This is a genomic window from Pseudoxanthomonas sp. LH2527 (genome assembly GCF_022539275.1).
In the GTDB taxonomy this organism is placed as follows: Bacteria; Pseudomonadota; Gammaproteobacteria; order Xanthomonadales; family Xanthomonadaceae; genus Pseudoxanthomonas_A.
In genome coordinates this window covers 24,643-45,335 of the sequence record NZ_JAKZBW010000011.1, presented here as the reverse complement: position 1 = coordinate 45,335, position 20,693 = coordinate 24,643, and the positions used below count along the sequence as shown (strand labels likewise).

General features: G+C 68.2%; 12 protein-coding genes. 3 read left to right on the top strand and 9 right to left on the bottom strand.

The genetic code is table 11. The annotated features are described in order from the left end of the window. Positions 1-33: 33 nt before the first annotated feature. Together MMG85_RS08175 and MMG85_RS08170 are read right to left on the bottom strand one after the other, a co-directional pair. A complete protein-coding gene (locus MMG85_RS08175; RefSeq protein WP_241045593.1) occupies positions 34-2,739 on the bottom strand; it encodes a methyl-accepting chemotaxis protein in 2,706 nt (901 codons plus the stop codon). A gap of 164 nt (positions 2,740-2,903) precedes the next feature. Next, on the bottom strand, positions 2,904-3,683 hold the full coding sequence (locus MMG85_RS08170; protein ID WP_241045592.1) for a flagellar brake protein: 780 nt from the start codon (positions 3,681-3,683) through the stop codon (positions 2,904-2,906). Between the two features lie 413 nt (positions 3,684-4,096). Here MMG85_RS08170 and MMG85_RS08165 point away from each other — a divergent pair, with 413 nt between their 5' ends. Continuing rightward, on the top strand, positions 4,097-5,725 hold the full coding sequence (locus MMG85_RS08165) for a hypothetical protein (protein ID WP_241045591.1): 1,629 nt from the start codon (positions 4,097-4,099) through the stop codon (positions 5,723-5,725). 97 nt (positions 5,726-5,822) lie between these two features. Here the strand turns inward: MMG85_RS08165 and MMG85_RS08160 are convergent, their stop codons facing one another. Beyond that, positions 5,823-6,554 (bottom strand): CPBP family intramembrane glutamic endopeptidase, encoded by a 732-nt coding sequence (locus MMG85_RS08160; RefSeq protein WP_241045590.1) that lies wholly within the window; start codon positions 6,552-6,554, stop codon positions 5,823-5,825. 95 nt (positions 6,555-6,649) lie between these two features. On the opposite strand from MMG85_RS08160, the gene MMG85_RS08155 reads away from it, so the two are divergent. Together MMG85_RS08155 and MMG85_RS08150 are read left to right on the top strand one after the other, a co-directional pair. Next, positions 6,650-7,663, top strand: coding sequence for a L,D-transpeptidase (locus tag MMG85_RS08155; RefSeq protein WP_241045589.1), 1,014 nt, complete (start codon positions 6,650-6,652; stop codon positions 7,661-7,663). Positions 7,664-7,831: 168 nt separating this feature from the next. After that, entirely contained in the window at positions 7,832-8,590 is a 759-nt protein-coding gene (locus tag MMG85_RS08150) for a hypothetical protein (RefSeq protein ID WP_241045588.1), read from the top strand. Between the two features lie 124 nt (positions 8,591-8,714). Here the strand turns inward: MMG85_RS08150 and MMG85_RS08145 are convergent, their stop codons facing one another. The 6 genes from MMG85_RS08145 to MMG85_RS08120 all read right to left on the bottom strand — a co-directional run bounded on the left by MMG85_RS08145 (position 8,715) and on the right by MMG85_RS08120 (position 20,690). After that, positions 8,715-10,961: a methyl-accepting chemotaxis protein gene (locus tag MMG85_RS08145; protein ID WP_277399793.1), complete on the bottom strand. Its 2,247-nt coding sequence runs from the start codon at positions 10,959-10,961 to the stop codon at positions 8,715-8,717. Between the two features lie 27 nt (positions 10,962-10,988). After that, a complete protein-coding gene (locus MMG85_RS08140; protein ID WP_241045587.1) occupies positions 10,989-11,750 on the bottom strand; it encodes a transporter in 762 nt (253 codons plus the stop codon). Positions 11,751-11,956: 206 nt separating this feature from the next. Continuing rightward, a complete protein-coding gene (locus MMG85_RS08135) occupies positions 11,957-14,602 on the bottom strand; it encodes a Cache 3/Cache 2 fusion domain-containing protein (RefSeq protein ID WP_241045586.1) in 2,646 nt (881 codons plus the stop codon). A 177-nt stretch (positions 14,603-14,779) separates the two neighbouring features. After that, positions 14,780-17,005, bottom strand: a complete 2,226-nt coding sequence (locus MMG85_RS08130) for a methyl-accepting chemotaxis protein (protein WP_241045585.1) — start codon at positions 17,003-17,005, stop codon at positions 14,780-14,782. Between the two features lie 417 nt (positions 17,006-17,422). Beyond that, positions 17,423-18,616, bottom strand: a complete 1,194-nt coding sequence (locus MMG85_RS08125; protein WP_241045584.1) for a porin — start codon at positions 18,614-18,616, stop codon at positions 17,423-17,425. Positions 18,617-18,701: 85 nt separating this feature from the next. Continuing rightward, positions 18,702-20,690, bottom strand: a complete 1,989-nt coding sequence (locus MMG85_RS08120) for a chemotaxis protein CheA (RefSeq protein ID WP_241045583.1) — start codon at positions 20,688-20,690, stop codon at positions 18,702-18,704. Between the last annotated feature and the right edge of the window lie 3 nt (positions 20,691-20,693).

The window sequence follows — 20,693 nt, the reverse complement described above, 5'->3', positions numbered from 1 at the left end:
AGATCGGCCCCGGGCGGGGTTTCTTTAGTGCGGTCAGTGCAGATCCGGTTCGGCAACGCCGCGCAGGGCGCCGCCGGCCGCGATGCGGGTGACCCGTTCCTGCACCAGGCGCGCCACGGTGCCGTGGCCGTCCAGGCGGAAGGTGGACACGGCATCGCTCAGGGCGTGGGCCTGTTCCTCCATCGAACGGGCCGCCGCCGAGGCTTCCTCCACCAGCGCCGCATTCTGCTGGGTGGTTTCGTCCATCTGCACGATGGTCTGGTTGACCTGTTCGATGCCCGCGCTCTGTTCCTGCGAGGCCGCCGAGATCTCGGCCATGATGTCGGTCACGCGCTGCACGCTGGCCACGATCTCGGCCATCGTCGCGCCGGCCTGGTTCACCAGTGCCGAGCCGTCGGCGACCTTGTCGACCGAATTCTCGATCAGGCCCTTGATCTCCTTGGCCGCATTGGCCGAGCGCTGCGCCAGCGTACGGACTTCCGACGCCACGACCGCGAAGCCACGGCCCTGTTCGCCGGCACGCGCGGCTTCCACTGCCGCGTTGAGCGCCAGGATGTTGGTCTGGAAGGCGATGCCGTCGATCACCGAGATGATCTCGGCGATCTTCTTCGAGGACTGTTCGATGTCGGTCATGGTGGTGACGACCTTGCCGACCACGTCGCCGCCCTGCGAAGCGACCGAGGCCGCACCGATGGCGAGCTGGTTGGCCTGGCGTGCCGACTCGGCGTTCTGGCGCACGGTGGAAGTCAGTTCCTCCATCGAGGCGGCGGTTTCTTCCAGGTTGGCCGCCTGCTGCTCGGTGCGGCGCGACAGGTCGGCATTGCCGCTGGCGATTTCGCCGGCCGCGGTGTTGATGGAACCGGAAGCCTCCTGGATGCGGCCGACGATGTCGGTGAGCTGTGCAACCGTGGCGTTGGCGTCGTCACGCATGCTGGCGAACACGCCGTGGAAGTCGCCCTCCATGCGCGCGGTCAGGTCGCCCTTCGAGAGCGACTGCAGCACGCCGGACACCGCCTCGACGCTGCCGGCGATGGTCGCCAGCAGGCCGTTGACCTGCTGCGACAGCGTCAGCAGGAAGCCCTGCTTGCCGGTCTCCGCGATGCGGCCACTGAGATCGCCCTGCACGGCGGCCTGCACGATGCGGGTGACCTCCTGCTCGACGCTCACTTCGTTCGTCCGGTCTGCCCATTCGACCACGTAGCCGATGCGCTGGCCCTCGCCGTCGGTCACCGGGTTGATGATCAGCTGCATGATGCGGCCGCCCACGCTGATCTGCGCGCGGTGCGTGCCCTGCAGCTGCGCCAGCATGCGCGACTGGTGCTCGGGCTTCTTGTGGAAGATGTCGATGCTGCTGCCCACCACGGTACGCACGTCGAAGGCGGGCAGGTCGCGGCGCAGGTCCTGTTCCACGTCCGTCAGCATCTTCATCAGCGGGCGGTTGGCGTAGACGATGGTGCGGTCGGCATCGGCGATCATGACGTTGGTGGTGACGTCTTCCAGTGCGGTACGGATGCGCAGGCTTTCCTTCGCCACCACGGCGTCGCGTTCGATGCGCTCGCGCAGGTTGGCCTGCATGCTGCGCATCGCCTTCATCAGCGTGCCGATCTCGTCGCTGCGCGCGGTGTCGATGTCGCTGTCGAGCTTGCCGCGGGCGATGTCGTCGGCCACCTGCACCGCGCCGGCCAGCGGCCGGGCGACCTGGCGGCGCAGCAGCCAGAACACCGCGCCGCACAGCAGCACCGCGCCCAGCGCGCCCACCATCACCACGGTCCACAGCACGGCGCGTGCTTCCTGCATCAGCACGGCGCGCGGCACCACCACGCCCAGCGCGAAGCGTTCCTGCGCGTCGCCGATCTGCAGCGGAACGTAGGCTTCCATCACCGATTCGCCGGTGGCGTCGGTGGCTTCGCGGAAAACCGACTTGCCGCTGGCGATCTGCTTCATGACGTCGGCTGCCTGCGCGCCGGCGAAGGGCTTGCCGACCGAGGCGGCATTCTGGTCGGCCATGACCACGCCGGCCGGCGTCAGCAGGCGGACGAAGCCGGCGTCCATCGGGGTGAGTTTGGCGATGCGCTCCTGCAGCGACTGCAGGGCGAAGTCGACCGTCATGACGCCGACGTACGTGCCGTTGTCCAGCACCGGCGTGGACAGCGTCGTCATCAGCACGTCCTTGCCGGCGATCTTGTAGACATAGGGTTCGGCCACCACCGCCCGCTTGAGCTCGCGCGGGCGCAGGTACCAGTCGCCGGCACCGGGCACCTCGTAGTCGCGCAGCGCCTCCTGCAACGGGACGCCGTCGGCCCAGGCCCAGTAGCTCATGAAGCGGCCGGTGTCGTCGTGGCCCTCGGCGGATACGTATTCCGCGTCCTTGCCGTCGAAGGCTTCCGGCTCCCACAGCGTGCCCACGCCCACCCATTCCGGATGCGCTTCCAGCTGGCGCTTGAAGATGGCGCTGGCGGTGCTGCGGCTGATGCCATCGCCGGCGCGCTGCGCGAGCAGGGCATCGGCCAGCGCCGCGTTGGTGTCGAAGGCGCCGGTCAGTTCGCCGGCGATGCGCTGCGCTTCCAGGTTGGCCAGTCCTTCCATCGTGGTGCGCGCGCCGGCCAGCAGGGACTGGCTGCTGCGCAGGTAGCTGGCGGCCGCGGCCACGCCGAAGGCGAGCAGGGCGACGACGGCGGTGCCGTACATCACCCGGGTGGCGATGCTGCGGGAAGAGAAGCGCGAAGAAGCGGAAGACATGGAGACCTCGTAGGCAGAGTGGCGACGCCTGCCGTCCGGGAAGTGGCGCGAGAGCCGGCGTCCGGTATTGCAGTCGTGTTACGAGAGCTATCGGCGGCGTCGCGGGGCGATTGAGTGCGGGACGGCCGATGCCCGACAAACGGCGGCCGGAATGGCGACGCCGGTCACGCTGCGCCGCGTTCGCGGGCGCTGCGCTGGCGCTCCAGGCGGAAGATGTAGCGCTGGATCAGCGCGTCGCCGCCGCGCGGCATGTCGGTGAACTGGCAGCCGGCGCGCCAGCTCTCGCTGCCGTTCTGGTTGAGCTGCCGGTGCAGGCTCTTCACCATCAGCCGCACGCACAGCGGGCCGCTGTCGGGCAGGTGCAGCAGGCTGCCCGGGAATTCCTTGTACGGCTTCAGCGCGGGTTCTTCAGCCTGCACCGCCAGCGCAACGCCACCACCGCTGATGTCCAGCACGCGATAGGTGCGGTAGGTGGTCTCGCCATCGGGCTGGCGCTCGGCGATGGCGCAGTCCATCGGCTGGGTCACCGGCACCTGCAGGCGGTAGAACTCGCGGCGCTGCAGGCGAAGGATGCAGTCCGGGAACGCGGCACGGAAAGCAACCTGGCCGTCCTTCTGCACGCGCTGCAGGTCGTAGAGCTTGAACTGCACGTGGATGCGCTCCAGCCGGGACACGCAGGTGACGTGGCTGGCTTCGGCGATGCTGCGGTTGATCGCCTCGGAGGCGCTGCCGTCGATCAGCACGCCGTCCTCGTCTTCCAGCACTTCCACCACCGAGGTGGGAAAGGTGTGGTTGCGCGGCATCGCGCAGCCGCTGACCAGCGACCGCTTGGCAATCAGCGACTGCAGGATCTGGCGGATCTCGTACTCGCCATGGACCAGGTATTTCTCTTCCTCGTCGTACCTGACGGGATCGGCCAGAAGGTCGTCGCTGGGCTCGGTCATGCGGGCGGAAACGTCAGTGCGTGGAAGGCGTCACAGGCTGTATCGGCATGGGTCACAGCATCTTTAGTGAGGTGATGTGGCCGAAGGACGGGACGTCCGTTCCGCGCCCGCAGCATGGGCACTGGGCGCGTCTTCCGCACGCGACCGCACACGGACGCAGCGCGCTGCCGCCAGCTACATCCATGTAGCAGACAGGCGGTCGCCTCAAATCACATTAGTTGAACGCCGTGCGGACGCAAGATCGGCATTGACACCGGAAGTACGCGGACCCCGCGACGCTTTTCCCTTGCAATCAAGGAAATGCCATCGGGTCTTCGCATGCCGCCGCGGCGGAGTGCCTGGGGCGAAGTCCCGTCCACGCCTTCCGGTGCACGCGATTGCCCGGGCTGTCGGGGCCCAGGAGGGAGAACGTCATGGATGCGAATCTGCGCGTGCGCCGCAGCGGACGGCTGCGTTTCCAGGCAATGCTTGTGCTGCTGCTGGCCTGCTCTGCGGCATCGCCGCCGTCGCGGGCGGACGGGATCGAGCAGGGTGTGTTGTTGTTGCGCTGGGGCGACGCGCCGCCCGCCGCCCCGGGGCAGGCCGCACGCGTCCCGCGATTCACCGCATGGCTGGAAACGGCCCCCGGCGTGCGTCGTCCGCTGGATGTCGAACAGGCCAAACGGACGGCAGGCGATCTGTATGCGCTGGCCAACCGTCGTGTCGCCGTCTCGCACGCGCCACGTGCGGCACGCGGGGCAGGGCGGGCGATCGACGCCATTGTCCCGGTGGATCGCGTGATGTCGCGGACCATCGCGGTCGGCGAGGACGGCCGTCCGCGGATGGCGGCGCCGGTGTCCGGCAGCACGCGCTGGATCACACTGATGTGCCGGTTCGCCGACGTGGCGGAGGAACAGAAGCCGCGCGCGTTCTTCCAGTCCCAGTACGGCGACGCACCCGGACAGCTGGGTCACTACTGGTCGCAGGTCTCACGGCACGCCATCGACCTGGCCGGCAGCAGCGCCCATGGCTGGTACACGCTGCCCGGGCCGCGCAGTCGCTATGTGGGTACGCAGCCCGACCTGTCGCTGCTGTTCGCCGACTGCACGGCGGCCGCGGATGCGGAGGTGGACTTCAGCGGCGTCATCGGCATCAACCTGATGTTCAACGGCGAGCTGGACGGCCGTGCCTGGGGCGGCGGCGCGTGCGCCGTGCTCGATGGCCTCTATGGCTGCCTGCGCGCCACCTGGAATCCCCCCTGGGCCTTCGACAACCTGGCGGTGATGGCGCACGAGATGGGCCATGGCTATGGACTGCCGCATTCGGACAACAGCGATGGCGACGCCGATACCTACGACAATCCCTGGGACCTGATGAGCGATTCGTGGCGCCGGGCCAGCAGCGACCCGGTGTACGGGCTGCTGCCCAAGCACATCAACGCCTACCAGCGCGAGCGGCTGGGATGGGTGCCGGCGGCGAACAGGCGGACGCTGCAGGCGGACGACATCGGCACGCACGAATTCCTGCTGGATACCGTCGATGCGCCGGGAACGACCGGCGTGCAGTTGCTGGTGCTGGCATTGCCCGCGCAGCCCGATCCGTTCGCGACGGTCATCTACACGGTGGAGGCGAGGCGGCGCACCGCCCCCTACGAGTCCAACCTGCCGGGAGACGCCGTCATCATCCACGCGCTGACCCACTACGGAACCACCCAGAGCCTGGACAGCGACGTGCCGCCGGCGACGTACTCGTCCAACGAAGGTTCCATGCTGAAACCCGGCGAACGCTTCCGCCTGCCGCAGGGCCAGCACTGGGTCGAAGTGGTGGCGGCCACCGACACGGGTTTTCGCGTGCGCGTAGGGCCGGTGGCGCGGGTGATGAGTTCGCCGCTGCCGGCGCTGGTGCGCACGGCGGGCGTGCAAGCGTCTGCACGTCGGTCGTCAGCGAGGCCCATCGACCGCGCATCGCGCTTGGAGACGTGGCCTGGTGCAGCAGGATGGGCCTGTATTAGTACGCCTGCGCTGCCACGTCCTGTCTTGCCGTGCATCGGGCACACGCGTTGAGTCTGAAAAAGGCGACGCGACAGAGTATCTGTGACGCGCTGACATGTTTTTTTCGAGCGCCACCCGAACGCGCGATCCGGCAGCGTGGGTGCAGCCGCTATCCCATCAGCAGGGCGAAGCCGAACAGCGCCCAGTCGTTGAGCACGTGCGCGCCGGTCGACACCCACAGGTTGCGCGAGAACAGGTACGCCAGGCTCAGCACCAGCCGGGCGCTGCCGATGATCACCAGGCACTGCACCAGGTCCCACTGGTAGGTGGGCAGGTGCAGCAGTGCGAACGGGATGGCCGACAGCAGCCACGCCAGCACCAGGGCGGTACGTCGCTGCAGTTTCATGCGGGTATGCAGCCACCACAGCAGGGCGAGGAAGGGCAGGATGGTCAGCAGCTCCTCGCCCAGCAGCTGCGGCACCATCGCCGCGAAGGCCATGACACGGGTGGCGGTATCCGCCTCGTCCAGCGACTTGAACGCGGGGTTGGCCGACCCGTGATCCAGGTTGCTCACCAGCAGGCCGACCAGCACGGTGACCACCAGGTTCAGCACGGCAATACCGACCATCAACAGCAGGTCGCGGCCGCTGAGTCGGTGGAACAGCGCCGTCCATGCGCGGCCGGCGACCAGCGCCAGCGTGGCCAGCGGCACACCGCAGAACAGCAGCACCGGGATCCACATGCCCCACGGGTACGGAGGGCGCGCCCAGGGGGCGACCAGCAGCCAGAACGCCAACGCCACGCTGGCGAGCACCAGGAGCCACTGCGGACCGGAAAGGCTGACCGGTGTGCCGGCGTAGAAGGGGAAGTCGTGACGATCCTGCGAACCGGGAGAATGCATGGGCGACTCCGGAAGCGAACGGCTGCATTGAAGCACGAACCAATGCAATATGTGAGACGAGCTGACGCTCGTGCCATCTAGACAAGGACACCGCGATGATCCGGACCACACTGTTCGCATGGCTGGTACTGCTGCTGTTTTCCTTCAGCGCGCAGGCCACGCCCTCATGGGGCGCAAAGACCTCCAGTCCCGCCGGCACGCCGCCGGCCGCGCTCAAACCCGGTGAATGGGTCTGGGGCGGCGACGCGAAGGACATGGGCCCGATGGCGGTGGTGGTCAGCCTGACCGAGCAGCGCGCCTACGTGTACCGCAACGGATTGCTGGTCGCCGTCTCGACTGTCAGCAGCGGCAAGCCGGGCCATGAAACGCCCACGGGTGTGTTCACCATCCTGCAGAAGGACAAGGACCACCACTCCAGCAAGTACAACAACGCGCCGATGCCGTACCAGGAGCGGCTGACGTGGGATGGCGTGGCCCTGCATGCCGGCGGCTTGCCCGGCTATCCGGAGTCGCATGGCTGCGTGCACCTGCCCACCGAGTTCGCCCGCCTGCTGTTCGATGCCACCACCATGGGCATGGTGGTGGTGGTCGCGAGGGAAGGTCTGGCCCCCGAGGATCTGGTGCATCCGCCCGTCGCCAGCCCGATCGATCCGAAGACCGGCGTCGAGAACGCCGGGCCGCTGCTGGGCGCGCACGAGTCGTTCCGCTGGGAACCGCAGAAGTCGCCCACCGGTCCGCTGTCGATGGTGATGAGCACGGCGGACCGTCGCCTGTTCGTGTTCCGCAACGGCATCGAGATCGGACGGGCGCGGATCGATTTCCGCAATGGTCCCGTGCCGCAAGGTACACATGCTTACCTGGTCTCCGGCGTCACCCCGGGCCAGGCGCCGACGTGGCGACGGATCGGCATTCCCGGCCGCGAGGACGAAGCCGGCCAGGACGTCACGGCGCAGGACGTGGCACGCGTGGTGGTGCCGCCGGCCTTCACCGCAGCGGTCTCGCCGCTGCTGCAGCCGGGCGCCGTGCTGTTGCAGACCGACCTGCACGTGCTGCCGGAGACCACCGGGCAGGCACTGCAGGTGCTCAATGCGGATGTGCCGGCGCTGTAGGCATTCCCGTCGGAGTGATCTTCACGCCATCGCGCCGACCATGCAGCGATGCTCCGCCGACCCGTTCTTCCAACCTGCGTTGGCGGGCCAAACAAAACACGTTGCCCAAGATCGTCGTTGTCCCACTTCCCTCACGATCCACGCTCGAATCCCACCAGGAGAACCGCCATGCGTCCGCAGCCTCTCGCCGTTTCCCTAGTCGCATCGCTCGCCATGTCCTTCGCTGCATCCGCGCAGACGCCGCCCGACGTCGAAGACCTGGTCGGTGCGCGCGGTGCCGGCGGTGAAACCCAGCTGCAGTCGCGCGGCTACGAGCAGCGCGACTCCAGCACCGTACGCGACCAGCGCTTCACCTTCTGGTGGAATGCCAAACGCAGCCAGTGCATTTCCGTGTCGACGATGGACGGGCGTTATGCCTCGATCCAGTCGGTGCCGGCCGCCAACTGCGGCGCATCGGGCAGTGCCGCGGGCGGCGCATCGTCGCGTCCGTATCCGTCCAGCGAGCGCGATCCCGATTCGCTCGTGCTGGTCTGCTACGGCGCCGGCACGCGTCCGACGGTGACCAGCGAGCCGAACTACAGCTGGGACGACAAGCGCAACAAGTGGCACGAAGCCGACACCGTGCGCGCCACCACCGAAGGCTTCAACAGCGATGTGCAGATCGAACTGTACGGCGACCACGGTCGCATCCACCTGGGCGCGCCGCTGATTCCGCCGATCAACTCGCACGGCGATCATGGCTGGTGGGACCTGGACAACCTGCAGGTCGGCGCGGACCGCATCACCGCCACCTACCGCCTCAATGGCATGAACAAGCCGCGGCTGACGGTCGACCGTCGCTCCGGCCGCATCAACATCGAAGGCGGCACCACGTTCTCCGGCCAGTGCGACATCGGCAACTACGGCGGCGGCCAGCGCCGCTTCTGATCGCGATCGGGCAGAGCGCGTCGTCTGGCGCGCAATGCCCGCCTGCGTCGCCATGGCATGAAGCAGACGACCCGGCCTGAGCCGGGTCGTCTGCTTCGAGGGGTCACTGCGCGCGCCGACGCGCTCAGAACTCCTGCCATTCGCCGTCTTCGGCCACCGCCGGATCGGTCTTGCGCGGGCTGGGCTTGCGGACGACGGCTTTGGGCTTCATCGTCGGGGCAGGCGGCACGTGCTTGCCGGTGGTGGCGGCCGCGATGGCGTGGCGCACCGGTGCGCTGATGGTGCTGTCCAGCGTGAAGACTGCGACCGATTCGGCCAGCGCCCGTGCCTGGTCCGCCATCGACGTGGCGGCCGCCGACGCTTCTTCCACCAGCGCGGCGTTCTGCTGGGTCGCCTCGTCCATGTGGGTGATGGTCTGGTTGACCTGCTCGATGCCGATCGACTGCTCCTGCGACGCGGCCGAGATCTCGGCCATGATGTTGGTGACGCGCTGCACGCTGGCGACGATGTCGCTCATCGTGGTACCGGCCTGGTCGACCAGCGTCGAGCCCTCGGCCACCTTGTCCACCGAGGCTTCGATCAGCCCCTTGATCTCCTTGGCCGCGTTGGCGCTGCGCTGGGCGAGCGTGCGCACCTCGCTGGCCACCACGGCGAAGCCGCGGCCCTGTTCGCCCGCGCGCGCCGCTTCCACCGCCGCGTTCAACGCCAGGATGTTGGTCTGGAAGGCGATGCCGTCGATGACCGAGATGATGTCGGCGATCCGCCGCGACGACTGCTGGATGTCGGACATGGTGGCGACCACCTTGCCGACCACCTCGCCGCCCTGCAGCGCCACGCTGGCCGCGCCCATCGCGAGCTGGTTGGCCTCGCGCGCCGATTCGGCGTTCTGGCGCACGGTGGAGGTCAGTTCCTCCATCGAGGCCGCCGTCTCTTCCAGGTTGGCCGCCTGCTGCTCGGTGCGGCGCGACAGGTCCAGGTTGCCGGCGGCGATTTCGCCGGCCGCGGTGTTGATGCTGCCCGACGCGTCCTGGATGCCGCCGACGATGTCGGTCAGCTGCGCCACGGTGGCGTCGGCGTCGTCGCGCATGGTGGCGAACACGCCACGGAAGTCGCCTTCCATGCGCGCGGTCAGGTCGCCGCGGGCGATGGCCTTCAACAGCTCGGACACTTCGGCCAGATTGCCGTCGGTGGTTTCCATCAGCTGGTTCAGGCCTTCGATCATGTCGCGGAAGTCGTACTGGTAGCGATCCGCGTCGCCACGCTGCGAGAAGTCGCCCGCGGCGGCGGCGGCGGCCAGGCGCTTGATGTCGCCGTTGATCGCGGACAGGTTGCTCTTGCACGCGTCCATCGTTTCGGTGATGACGGCCTTCTCGCCCGGCAGGCGGTCCATGTCGGCCGACAGGTCGCCGACCGCATAGCACTGCATCAGCTGGACCAGCCGCATCTTCACCCCGATATGGGCCGCGACCAGTTCGTTGGTGTCGTGGACCATGCGTCCGTAGTCGCCGGGGAAGGCGGTTTCGTCCATGCGGTAGCTGATGGTGCCCTGCTCGTGGCGTTCGGCCATCAGCGACTGGGCCTGGATGACCGCCTGCACCTGCTCCTGCACTCGTTGCATGCTCTGCGCCAGGCTGCCCTGGTCGCCCTGGCGCAGCGTGATGGTCCGGCTGAAGTCGCCGGCGGCGATCCGCCGTGCGATCTCGGCCACATCGGCGGGCTCGCCGCCCAGCTGGCGACGCAGCTGGCGGGCGATCCACATGCCCAGCAGCGCCAGGGCGACGATGGCCAGCGCGGCGCTGAGCCACTGCCGCAGGGCGACGCGGCTGGCGCGCTGGTCGGTCAGCACATGCGAGGCCTGGCTGGCCGCGGCGATGCCATCGCTGATCTGCTCCATGCGGGTTTCCAGATCCTCGAAGCTGGCGATGAAGCCGGCATACGCGTCGTTGATCGTGGGCGCGCCGGTCTCGACCTGCGCGATGACGGTGTCCGCGCTGGCGATATAGGCTTCCAGTGCCGGCACCACGTCCTTCGTCTCCTGCTTGGTGTCCGCATCCAGCGCCAGTTGCGCATGCGCGTCGGTCTTGATGGCCTGGCGGAAAGTGGCGGCGTGTTCCTGCCACGACGCGCGCGCCGCGGCGATGCCGTCGGTGTCGCCCTGGCGGCCGGCAAGCAGTGCCGCCAGCACATCGCCGCGCAGGGCGTCATGCATCATGTCGGCCTGCATGTGGTGGCGCAGCGCCTGCGCGCTGTTGGTCTGGTCTTCCAGCGAGGCCAGCAGGTCGCGCTGGCCCAGGTGGCCGATCAGGCCCATCGCCAGCAGGCCGGTCAGGGCGGAGACGACCAGGGTGGCGAGCATGTGGGTGGTTTTCATGGCAAGGGTCCTGCGTGATCGAAGGGGTCAGAAGCGCGCCGACAGGCCGACGGTGACGCCGTGGTCGGGGCTGCGCTGGTTGAGGCCTGCGCTGTAGGCCACGTCGAGCTGCACGTCGTCGCTCAGCAGCCATGCGCCGCCCAGGTCGAGCAGGGCCACGGTGCCGCCGTCGTCGCTGCGTGCGATCTGCGGCAGGGCGACTTCGGCGAACGTGCGGAAGCGCTCCGTCCACGCCTTGCCGACCACCACGCCGAGGATGCCGGCGGTGTAGCGACGGCCGTCGTCGTCGCTCTCATGGACCAAACCGGGCATCACGCCGAGGGCGTAGTCGTGGGGCAGTTCCCACTCGGCCACCAGCCGCACCGACGGACGCACGCCGTGGCCGCGGAGCGCGCGGTCGCCGCTGGGCAGGTCGGCATGCAGCAGCCAGGCCAGCGACGGCCCGTGCTCGCCGGAACCGGCGACGTGGTACTTGGCGCCGACCGAGACATCGGCCACACCGCTCTCGCGTTCGCCGGCGCCGGCGCTGCGCAGCCAGCCGTCGCCTTCCAGGCGCAGTTCCCAGTGGTCGGAGACGCCCACGCGCAGCAGGGTGGGGGTGGCGAAGGTGCGCGTGTCGTCGTCCTTCTCCCAGGCCACGCTGGTTTCGATCTGGGTGCGGCGGGCGCCGACGGTCTGGCTGGATTCGACGAAGTCGGGACGGTCGGTGGCGATGGGCTCGGCGGCGTGCGCGTCGGCGATGGCGGCGGCAAGCAGGAGTAGCGGCAGGAAGAAGCGGGCGCGGTTCATGGGAGTCACCAGGGTCGGGTGGATCCGGCCCGTCATCGGGCCGGTGGCTCCGTAGCTATCGGCGCCCCCGGCACCCGCTTGACTCACATATTTCCTTGCGTATCAGTAACTTGAATAACATGGCGTGGCGCCAATATCGCGGAAAAGCAGACGGCCCGGACATTGCCGGGCCGTCGCTGACGCAGGAACAGATGAGCGGTTCGCGGCTAGAACGTCTGCCAGTCCTCGTGGTCGTCACCGGCGACCACCGGCTCCGTTGCGCGCACCGCCGGGGGGCGTGTCTTTCTGCCAGCAACCGGACGCGACGGTGTGGCCGCCGTCGCCGGCCTGCGCGCCGGTGCGCTGACCTTCGCGTGCAGCTTGAACACCGACACCGACGCGGTGAGGGCGTGGGCCTGCTCTTCCATCGCACGCGCCGCCGCCGAGGCTTCCTCCACCAGTGCGGCGTTCTGCTGCGTGGTTTCATCCATCTGCACGATGGTCTGGTTGACCTGCTCGATGCCGGCACTCTGTTCCTGCGAGGCGGCGGAGATCTCGGACATGATGTCGGTCACGCGCTGCACCGACGCCACGATTTCGGCCATCGTCGCGCCGGCCTGGTTCACCAGCACCGAGCCATCGGCGACCTTGTCGACCGAATTCTCGATCAGGCCCTTGATCTCCTTGGCCGCATTGGCCGAACGCTGCGCCAGCGTGCGGACTTCCGAGGCGACCACCGCGAAGCCACGACCCTGTTCGCCGGCACGGGCCGCTTCCACCGCCGCGTTCAAGGCCAGGATGTTGGTCTGGAAGGCGATGCCGTCGATCACCGAGATGATTTCGGCGATCTTCTTCGAGGACTGCTCGATATCGGTCATCGTGGTGACGACCTTGCCGACCACATCGCCACCCTGCGAAGCGACGGATGCGGCACCGATGGCGAACTGGTTGGCCTGGCGCGCGGACTCGGCGTTCTGGCGAACGGTGGAGGTCAGTTCCTCCATCGACGCCGCCGTTTCTTCCAGGTTGGCGGCCTGCTGCTCGGTGCGGCGCGACAGGTCCAGGTTGCCCGAGGCGATCTCGCCAGCGGCGGTGTTGATGGAGCCGGAGGCTTCCTGGATGCGGCCGACGATGTCGGTCAGCTGCGCGACGGTGGCATTGGCATCGTCGCGCATGCTGGCGAACACGCCGTGGAAGTCGCCTTCCATCCTCGCAGTCAGGTCACCGCGGGCGATGGCCTTCAGCAGATCCGACACTTCTGCCAGGTTGCCGTCGGTGGTTTCCATCAGGTGGTTCAGACCGCCGACCATGTCGCGGAAGTCGTGCCGGTACTTGTCCACGTCGCCACGCTGGCTGAAATCGCCCGCCGACGCGGCCATGGCCAGGCGCTTGATCTCGCCGTTGATGGCGGACAGCGTCGCCTTGCAGGCATCCAGCGTTTCGGTGATGAACGCTTTCTCGCCGGGCAGGCGGTCCATGTCTTCCGACAGGTCGCCGTCGGCGTAGCGTCGCATGATGCCGACCGCGCGCATCTTGACCGCGATGTGGGCCGCGACCAGCGTGTTGGTGTCGCGCACCATGCGGCCATACTCGCCGGGGAAGGCGCTGTCGTCGATGCGGTAGCTGATCTCGCCTTCGTCGTGGCGACGCGTCATCTCGGTCTGCGCGGCGATCACCGACACCACCTGCGTCTGCACGCGATGCATGGCCGACAGCAGCTGGCCGACCTCGTCCTGGCGGGTGGTGTCGATCCGGCCGTCCAGCCGTCCCGCCGCCACGTCACCGGCGATGGCCACGGCGCCCCGCAGCGGCTGCGAGACCACGCGGCGCACGCCGATCCAGGTGAACACGGCGATCACCACCAGGGCGAGCAGCGACAGCGCCACGATCGCGATGGTCAGCGCATGGCTGGACGCGAGCACGTTGGCCTGCGGTTCCACCGCGACCAAGGCCCATTTCCACGGCGCGAACCGCTTCACCGCGACCAGCGCGGGGACGGCCTCGTCGCCGGACTTGGGCGCGACGTCGAGCACGTCATGGCCGTGGTCCTGTTCCAGCAGCGACTTCATCGTGTCCACGGAGCCGGCGGCCACCACGTCGGTGTAGGGCGCGTCCTGGCTGGACGGATGCGCGGGCATCATGCCGTGCTGTTCGCCTTCGGCCAGGTCGACGACGAAGAAGTAGCCGGCTTCGCCGAGTTTGGTCGTGCGCAGCTTGTCCTTCAGCGCGGCCAGTCCGTCGCCGTAGTTCTGGCCGACGAACAGGATGCCGACGGTGTTGCCCTCGGCATCCTGCAGCGGCTCGTAGTGGGTCATGTAGTCGCGGCCGAACAGGCGCGCGCGGCCGGTGTACGGCTTGTCTTCCAGCATCAGCGCGTAGGCCGGATGCTTGTGGTCCAGCGCCGTGCCGATCACGCGCTGGTCCTCGGCATTGCGCAGCGAGGTGGTGGCGCGGATGAAGTCGTCGCCCTGGCGCGCGAACAGCGTGGCGACCACGCCGGTGGCGTCGGTGAAACGGTCCACGTGGGTGAAATCGAGGTTCACGGTCTGCTCGCCGAAGCGCAACGCCGGCACGTCGACATCGCCGATGGGCGTGCTGGCGGCAGCGTCCACCGACACGTCGCCGGAGGGCAGCGACGCGCGGAAGCTGCGCGCCATCCGCTGCGTGGCATCGGTCAGCGTGCTGTCGTAGAGGGCGACGGATTCCAGCATGACCTGCGCGGCGACATCCAGGTCGGCGAGCGCACGGTCCTGGATGGCGCGGCTGGATTGTCGCTGCACCACGAAGGCGAGGATGGCGAGCACCACCGCGACGGCGAGGGTGACCTGCAGGGAGAGTTTGCTGCCAAGGGAAAGACGCGCGAGTCGGGTCATGGGGCAGGGAGCTGGTTGGGATATCCAGACCGGTATCGGCGTTACACCCACCAAATTGAGCGCTGCGTCAGGCTTTTCCCGACGAACGGTAAACGTGTGTACTTGGAGCGGTGTCCTGTCCCCAACGCACACGGCCCGGACAAGCCGGGCCGTGGGGATACCGCGAAGCCGGTGGGCTCAGAACTCCTGCCAGTCGCCGTCGGCCAGGGCCGGCTCGGGCTTGCGCGGCGCCGGCTTGCGGGCCACCGCCTTGGCGGCGGCCTTCGGCTTGGGCGCGGTGGCCACGGCGGCTGCCGCGATCGCCTTGCGCACGGGGGCACTGACCGGGGTGGCCTGCAGCTTGAACACCGAGACCGACTCGGTCAGCGTCTGCGCCTGCTCCTCCATCGAACGCGCGGCGGCGGTGGCTTCTTCCACCAGCGCGGCATTCTGCTGGGTGGTCTCATCCATCTGGGTGATGGTCTGGTTGACCTGCTCGATGCCGGCGCTCTGTTCCTGCGAAGCAGCGGAGATCTCGGCCATGATGTCGGTCACGCGCTGCACGCTGGCCACGATCTCGGCCATGGTCGCACCGGCCTGGTTCACCAGCTTGGAACCGTCGGACACCTTGTCCACCGAGTTCTCGATCAGGCCCTTGATTTCCTTGGCGGCATTGGCCGAACGCTGGGCCAGCGTGCGCACTTCCGACGCCACGACCGCGAAGCCACGGCCCTGTTCGCCGGCACGCGCCGCTTCCACCGCTGCGTTCAAGGCCAGGATGTTGGTCTGGAACGCGATGCCGTCGATCACCGAGATGATCTCGGCGATCTTCTTCGAGGATTGTTCGATGTCGGTCATCGTGGTGACGACCTTGCCGACCACGTCGCCGCCCTGCGAGGCGACCGAGGCCGCACCGATGGCGAGCTGGTTGGCCTGGCGGGCCGACTCGGCGTTCTGGCGCACGGTGGAGGTCAGTTCCTCCATCGAGGCGGCGGTTTCTTCCAGGTTCGCCGCCTGCTGTTCGGTACGGCGCGACAGGTCCGAGTTGCCGCTGGCGATTTCGCCGGCTGCGGTGTTGATGCTGGTGGCCGCCATCTGGATACCGCCAACGATCTCGGTCAGTTGGCTGACGGTGGCGTTGGCGTCGTCGCGCATCGTGGCGAACACGCCATGGAAGTCGCCTTCCATCCGTGCGGTCAGGTCGCCGCGGGCGATGGCCTGCAACAGTTCGGAGACCTCGGCCAGGTTGCCGTCGGTGGTTTCCATCAGGCGGTTGATGCCTGACACCATCTCGCGGAAATCGTATTCGTACTTGTCGGCGTCGCCACGCAGGGTGAAATCGCCGGCCGCGGCGGCGGTGGCCAGGCGCTTGATCTCGCCATTGATCGCCGACAGGTTGGCCTTGCACATGTCCATCGCTTCGGTGATGACGACCTTCTCGCCCGGCAGGCGATCCATGTCTTCCGACAGGTCGCCCACGGCGTAGCGGCGCATCACTTCCACGGCGCGCATCTTCACGCCGATGTGCTGGGCGACCAGTGCGTTGGTCTCGCGCACCATGCGGCCGTACTCGCCGGGGAAGGCGCTGTCGTCGATGCGGTAGCTGATCCGGCCTTCGTCATGGCGCACCGCCATTTCGCTCTGGGCGGCGATGACCGCCTTCACCTGCGTCTGCATGCGCTGCATGGAGCCGAGCAGGTCGCCGAGCTCGCTGCGGTCGTCGATGATGATCTGGCGATCCAGCTGGCCGCGCGCCACGGCGTCGGCGACGCTCATGACCTCGGCCATCGGGCGCACGATCGAGCGGGTGATGAGGACCGCGGCCGCGATGGCCAGCATCAAGGCGACCGCCACCAGCAGGCCGATGGCCTTGATGTTGGTGCTGTAGCCCGTTTCCTGGGCCGCCACGGCCTGGTCCAGTTCCTTCATCTTCGCTTCCAGCATCCGCGCGACGGCGTCGGCGGTGGCCTGGCGCAGGTCGCCGGCACCACTGGCAGGCGTCAGGTCGCCGACCTTGACCGACTCGATCAGCCGGCGGCTGTTCTCGAAATACAGCGCGGCCCTTGCCGTCATCTCCTGGTGCAGGGCCTGGTCCTGCTTGTCGGAAAGGCCGGCCCCATACGCCTTGGCAAGCTCGTCGAAGGCCTTGCCACCCGCGATCAGCTCGCCGGTGTATTCGGCGACCTTTTCGGGGTCCTCGTAGCCGGCGACCAGGCCGCGCTCGCTGACGCGGTATTCGGCCAGCATCGTCGCCATGCGGCCCAGGTCGCGGATGGCCGGTACTTCCTTCTTGGTGATGTCGAGCACCACGCCCTGGGCCACGCCCATCCGCTGTGCCGAGAACGCCCCGGTGGCGACGATGAGCAGGACGAGCACGGCGAAGCCGATGGCCAGGCGTTTGCCGATCTTGAGGTGCTTGAACATGAAGGCGGTCTCGGTAGAGTTCAGTGGATGGGGCCGGTGCAGCGGGCGGAAGCCGTTGCGGTGCGTGCCCTTGGAGCGGTGTCTCTCCCCGAGTAACGGCGCAATGTGACAGTTCTTGATGACCGCTCGGCGGAAAGGTAAGCGCGCTTACCTGCATGTCGACGGCATGCCCACGCGGACCGTGACCGGGTGCGCAGGCGATGCGGAAAGCAGGCTCAGCCGTGCATCTGCGTGCGCAGCGGGAACACCGACGGCTCGGCGGAGAACGGCCCGCGCGTCGCATCGGTCTTCACGTGGTCGGCCTGGAAATGAAGTAATGCGCCGGGCACCCTTTGGCACCCAGCGTCCAAAGCAAGCGGACTTACCCGATCTCCCGCGGCAGGCCCGCGCAGACCGTGGGCGATGCGGAATACGCGGTCAGAAGTGCATCTGCGCGCGCAGTTGGAACACCGACGGATCGGCGGAGAACGCACCGCGCGTCGCATCGCTCTTCACGTAATTGGCCTGGAACTTGAAGTAGGGCGTCAGGTACCAGTTGGCGCCCAGCGTCCAGTTGTGTTCGCGACCACCGGCGATGCCGTCGCTGTCCAGGTCGATGCGGCTGTAGCGGGCCAGCAGTTCCAGCGCGCCATGCTTGTGCTTGGGCTTGGGGTTGCTGACGTTGCCGCCGCTGTAGCCGCGCGATTCGCCGGTCACCAGCCAGCTCCCGAGTACGTAGCCGCCATCGGCCGAGTACGAGGGTAGTCCCAGCTCGCGCGTGGTCTCCTGGCGCAGGTATTCGCCCTGCAGCGACCACGGGCCATGGATCCACAACGCTTCCAGTCCCATGCGCTCGATCTGGTCCACGCGCGTGAGCGTGCCGGAATCGACCAGGCGCACGCCGGTGAGCGAGGCTTCCGGCTTGGCGCGCCAGCGCACGCTGGGATACACGGTGACGCCCAGCCCGTTGACCTCGCTGTCGGGACGTTCCTGCGAACCGGCAATGCCCAGGTGCAGCACGTCGCCGGCCGCCTTGCGCGGCGTCCACGCCAGCCGGAACGCCGCCGTGTCGCCCTTGTTGTTGCCTTGCAGGTCGGACTCGAAGAAGTAGCCGACGTTGGCGATGTAGCGCGCGCGCTCGAACGCCCAGTCGATGCCGCTGCGGCGGCCCTGGTAGAACGCCTGCGTGGGCAGCGACGGTTCCATCATCGAGACGTGGCGGGTGCCGGTGTTGCCCTCGAAGCCGAGCGGCAGTTTCATCTGGCCGATGCGCAGCTTGCCGGTGTCGTGGCCGAACAGCGCCTTGGTTTCCAGGCGCAGGGCGACGTCGTTCCAGGTCTTGGCCTCGAAGTCGAAGGTCGCGCCGAAGTCGTACACACCCTTGCGCTTGAGCGTCACGCCGATCTCCTGGCGGCGCCAGGCGTCGTCGTCTTCCAGGGCGGCACCGTTGTAGCCCTCGCCGGAAAAGCGGTTGAGGTCGTACTGCAGGTTGCCGCCCAGGCTCAGCTCGGTGCCGTCGGCGAAGGTGATCTTCGGCGGCCACGCGGCCGCGGTGGTGCGGCCGTCGTCGGCACGGGCGCCGGCATGCACGGCCAGCAGCGAAAGGGCGAGGGTGGAGAGCATGTACTTCATGTGGATACCGTCAGTGTAGGGGCGTGCGCCACCGGCCGCCGCCCGGTGGGGAGCGACGCGGTCGGGGACAACGCGTGGAATGGGGTCAGGCGGCCTGCTGCATCCGGCGCGCGCGGACCAGGCCACCGACATCGACGATCAGCGCGACGCGGCCATCACCGAGGATGGTGGCGCCGGAAATGCCTTCGATGCGGCGGTAGTTGTTCTCGATGTTCTTCACCACGACCTGCTGCTGGCCGATCAGTTCGTCCACTTCCAGCGCCAGCTTCTGGCCGTCGGCTTCCACCACCACCACCAGCGGATCGTCCGCCTCGCTCTGGCCGTAGCGGTAATACTGGTTCAGCGCCACGATCGGCAGGTACTCGCCGCGCACACGCAGCACGCGGCCTTCGCCGCCGACCGTGCGCACGTCCTCGGCCTGCGGCTGCAGCGCTTCCAGCACGTAGGTCAGCGGCAGGATCAGGGTTTCCTCGCCGACCGACACGGCCATGCCGTCGAGGATGGCGAGCGTCAGCGGCAGGCGGATCACCACGCGGGTGCCGTGGCCGGCGGTGCTTTCCAGCTGCACTTCGCCACCGAGCGCCTGGATGTTGCGGCGGACCACGTCCATGCCCACGCCACGACCGGACAGGTCGGTGACGGCATCGGCGGTGGAGAAGCCGGGCTGGAAGATCAGGTCCCAGACCTGCGCGTCGGTGGGGTTTTCCGGCAGCGGCAGGCCGCGCTCGGCGGCCTTGGCGAGGATGCGGTCGCGGTTGAGGCCGCGGCCGTCGTCGCTGACTTCGATGACGATGTGGCCGCCCTGGTGCGAGGCTGCCAGGGTGATGGTGCCGGTCTCGTCCTTGCCCGACTGCGCGCGCACGTCCGGCATTTCCAGGCCGTGGTCGATCGAGTTGCGGACCAAGTGCACGAGCGGATCGGCGATGCGTTCGATCAGGCCCTTGTCCAGTTCGGTGCCTTCGCCGACGGTGCGCAGGCGCACCTGCTTGCCGAGGCGCGCGGACAGGTCGCGGACCAGGCGCGGGAAGCGGCGGAACACGGCATCGACCGGCAACATGCGCACGCCGATGACGGCTTCCTGCAGGTCGCGCGTGTTGCGCTCCAGCAGGTCCAGGCCGGCGAACAGGCGCTCGCACTGGGCCTGGTCGAGCAGGCCCGAGACCTGCTTCAGCATGGCCTGGGTGATGACGAGTTCGCCGACCAGGTTGATGAGTCCGTCGATCTTGTCGACGCTGACGCGGATGGAGGTTTCGGCGGCATCGTTCGCGGCAGGCGCGGCGGCGGGCGCCTGCGCACCGCTGGCGACGACGGCGGCCACCGGTTGCGCGGCCACGGCGACGGCTTCGACCGGCACCGCGTTGCGCTGCATCGGCTGGATGTCGAGTTCGCAGTCGTCGACGACCCAGGCGAACACGTCGTCCACCGCGCTGCGCGGCACCTTGCCGATCAGGCCCAGGTCCCAGGCGAGATAGGCTTCCAGCGGATCGATCTGCTCGAAGCCGGGCAGGCGTTCCATGCGGCACGCGATTTCCAGCGGGCCCAGGTGTTCCAGTTCGCGCAGGATGCGCAGCGGGTCGTTGCCGCTCATGAACAGCGACGGCGCCGGCGTGAAGCCGATCTTCCAGCCGTCCGGTTCGGCCTCGGCAACGGCAGCGGTGGCCGGAGCGGCAGACGCAGGCGCGTCCTGTCCCGACAGCACCGCGTTGAGGCGGTCCTTCATGGCCTGCACGGCGGCCGGATCGGCCGGGGTGCCGTGCTCGGCTTCGGCCAGCAGGGCGCGCAGCACGTCGACCGAGGCCAGCATCGCGTCGACCGCCGGCGGGCTGACCGCGCGCTGGCCGGCGCGCAGTTCGTCGAGCAGCGTTTCCAGCACGTGGGTCATGCCGGCGATGGCGTCGAAGCCGAACGTCGCCGAGCCGCCCTTGATCGAATGCGCGGCGCGGAAGATGGAATTGATCAGGTCGCCGTCGCGGTTGCCCTGTTCCAGCGACAGCAGGCCGGCTTCCATGGCTTCCAGCCCTTCGCGGCTTTCCTCGAAGAACGTGGCGTGGAAGCGCTGCATGTCCATGTTCATTGC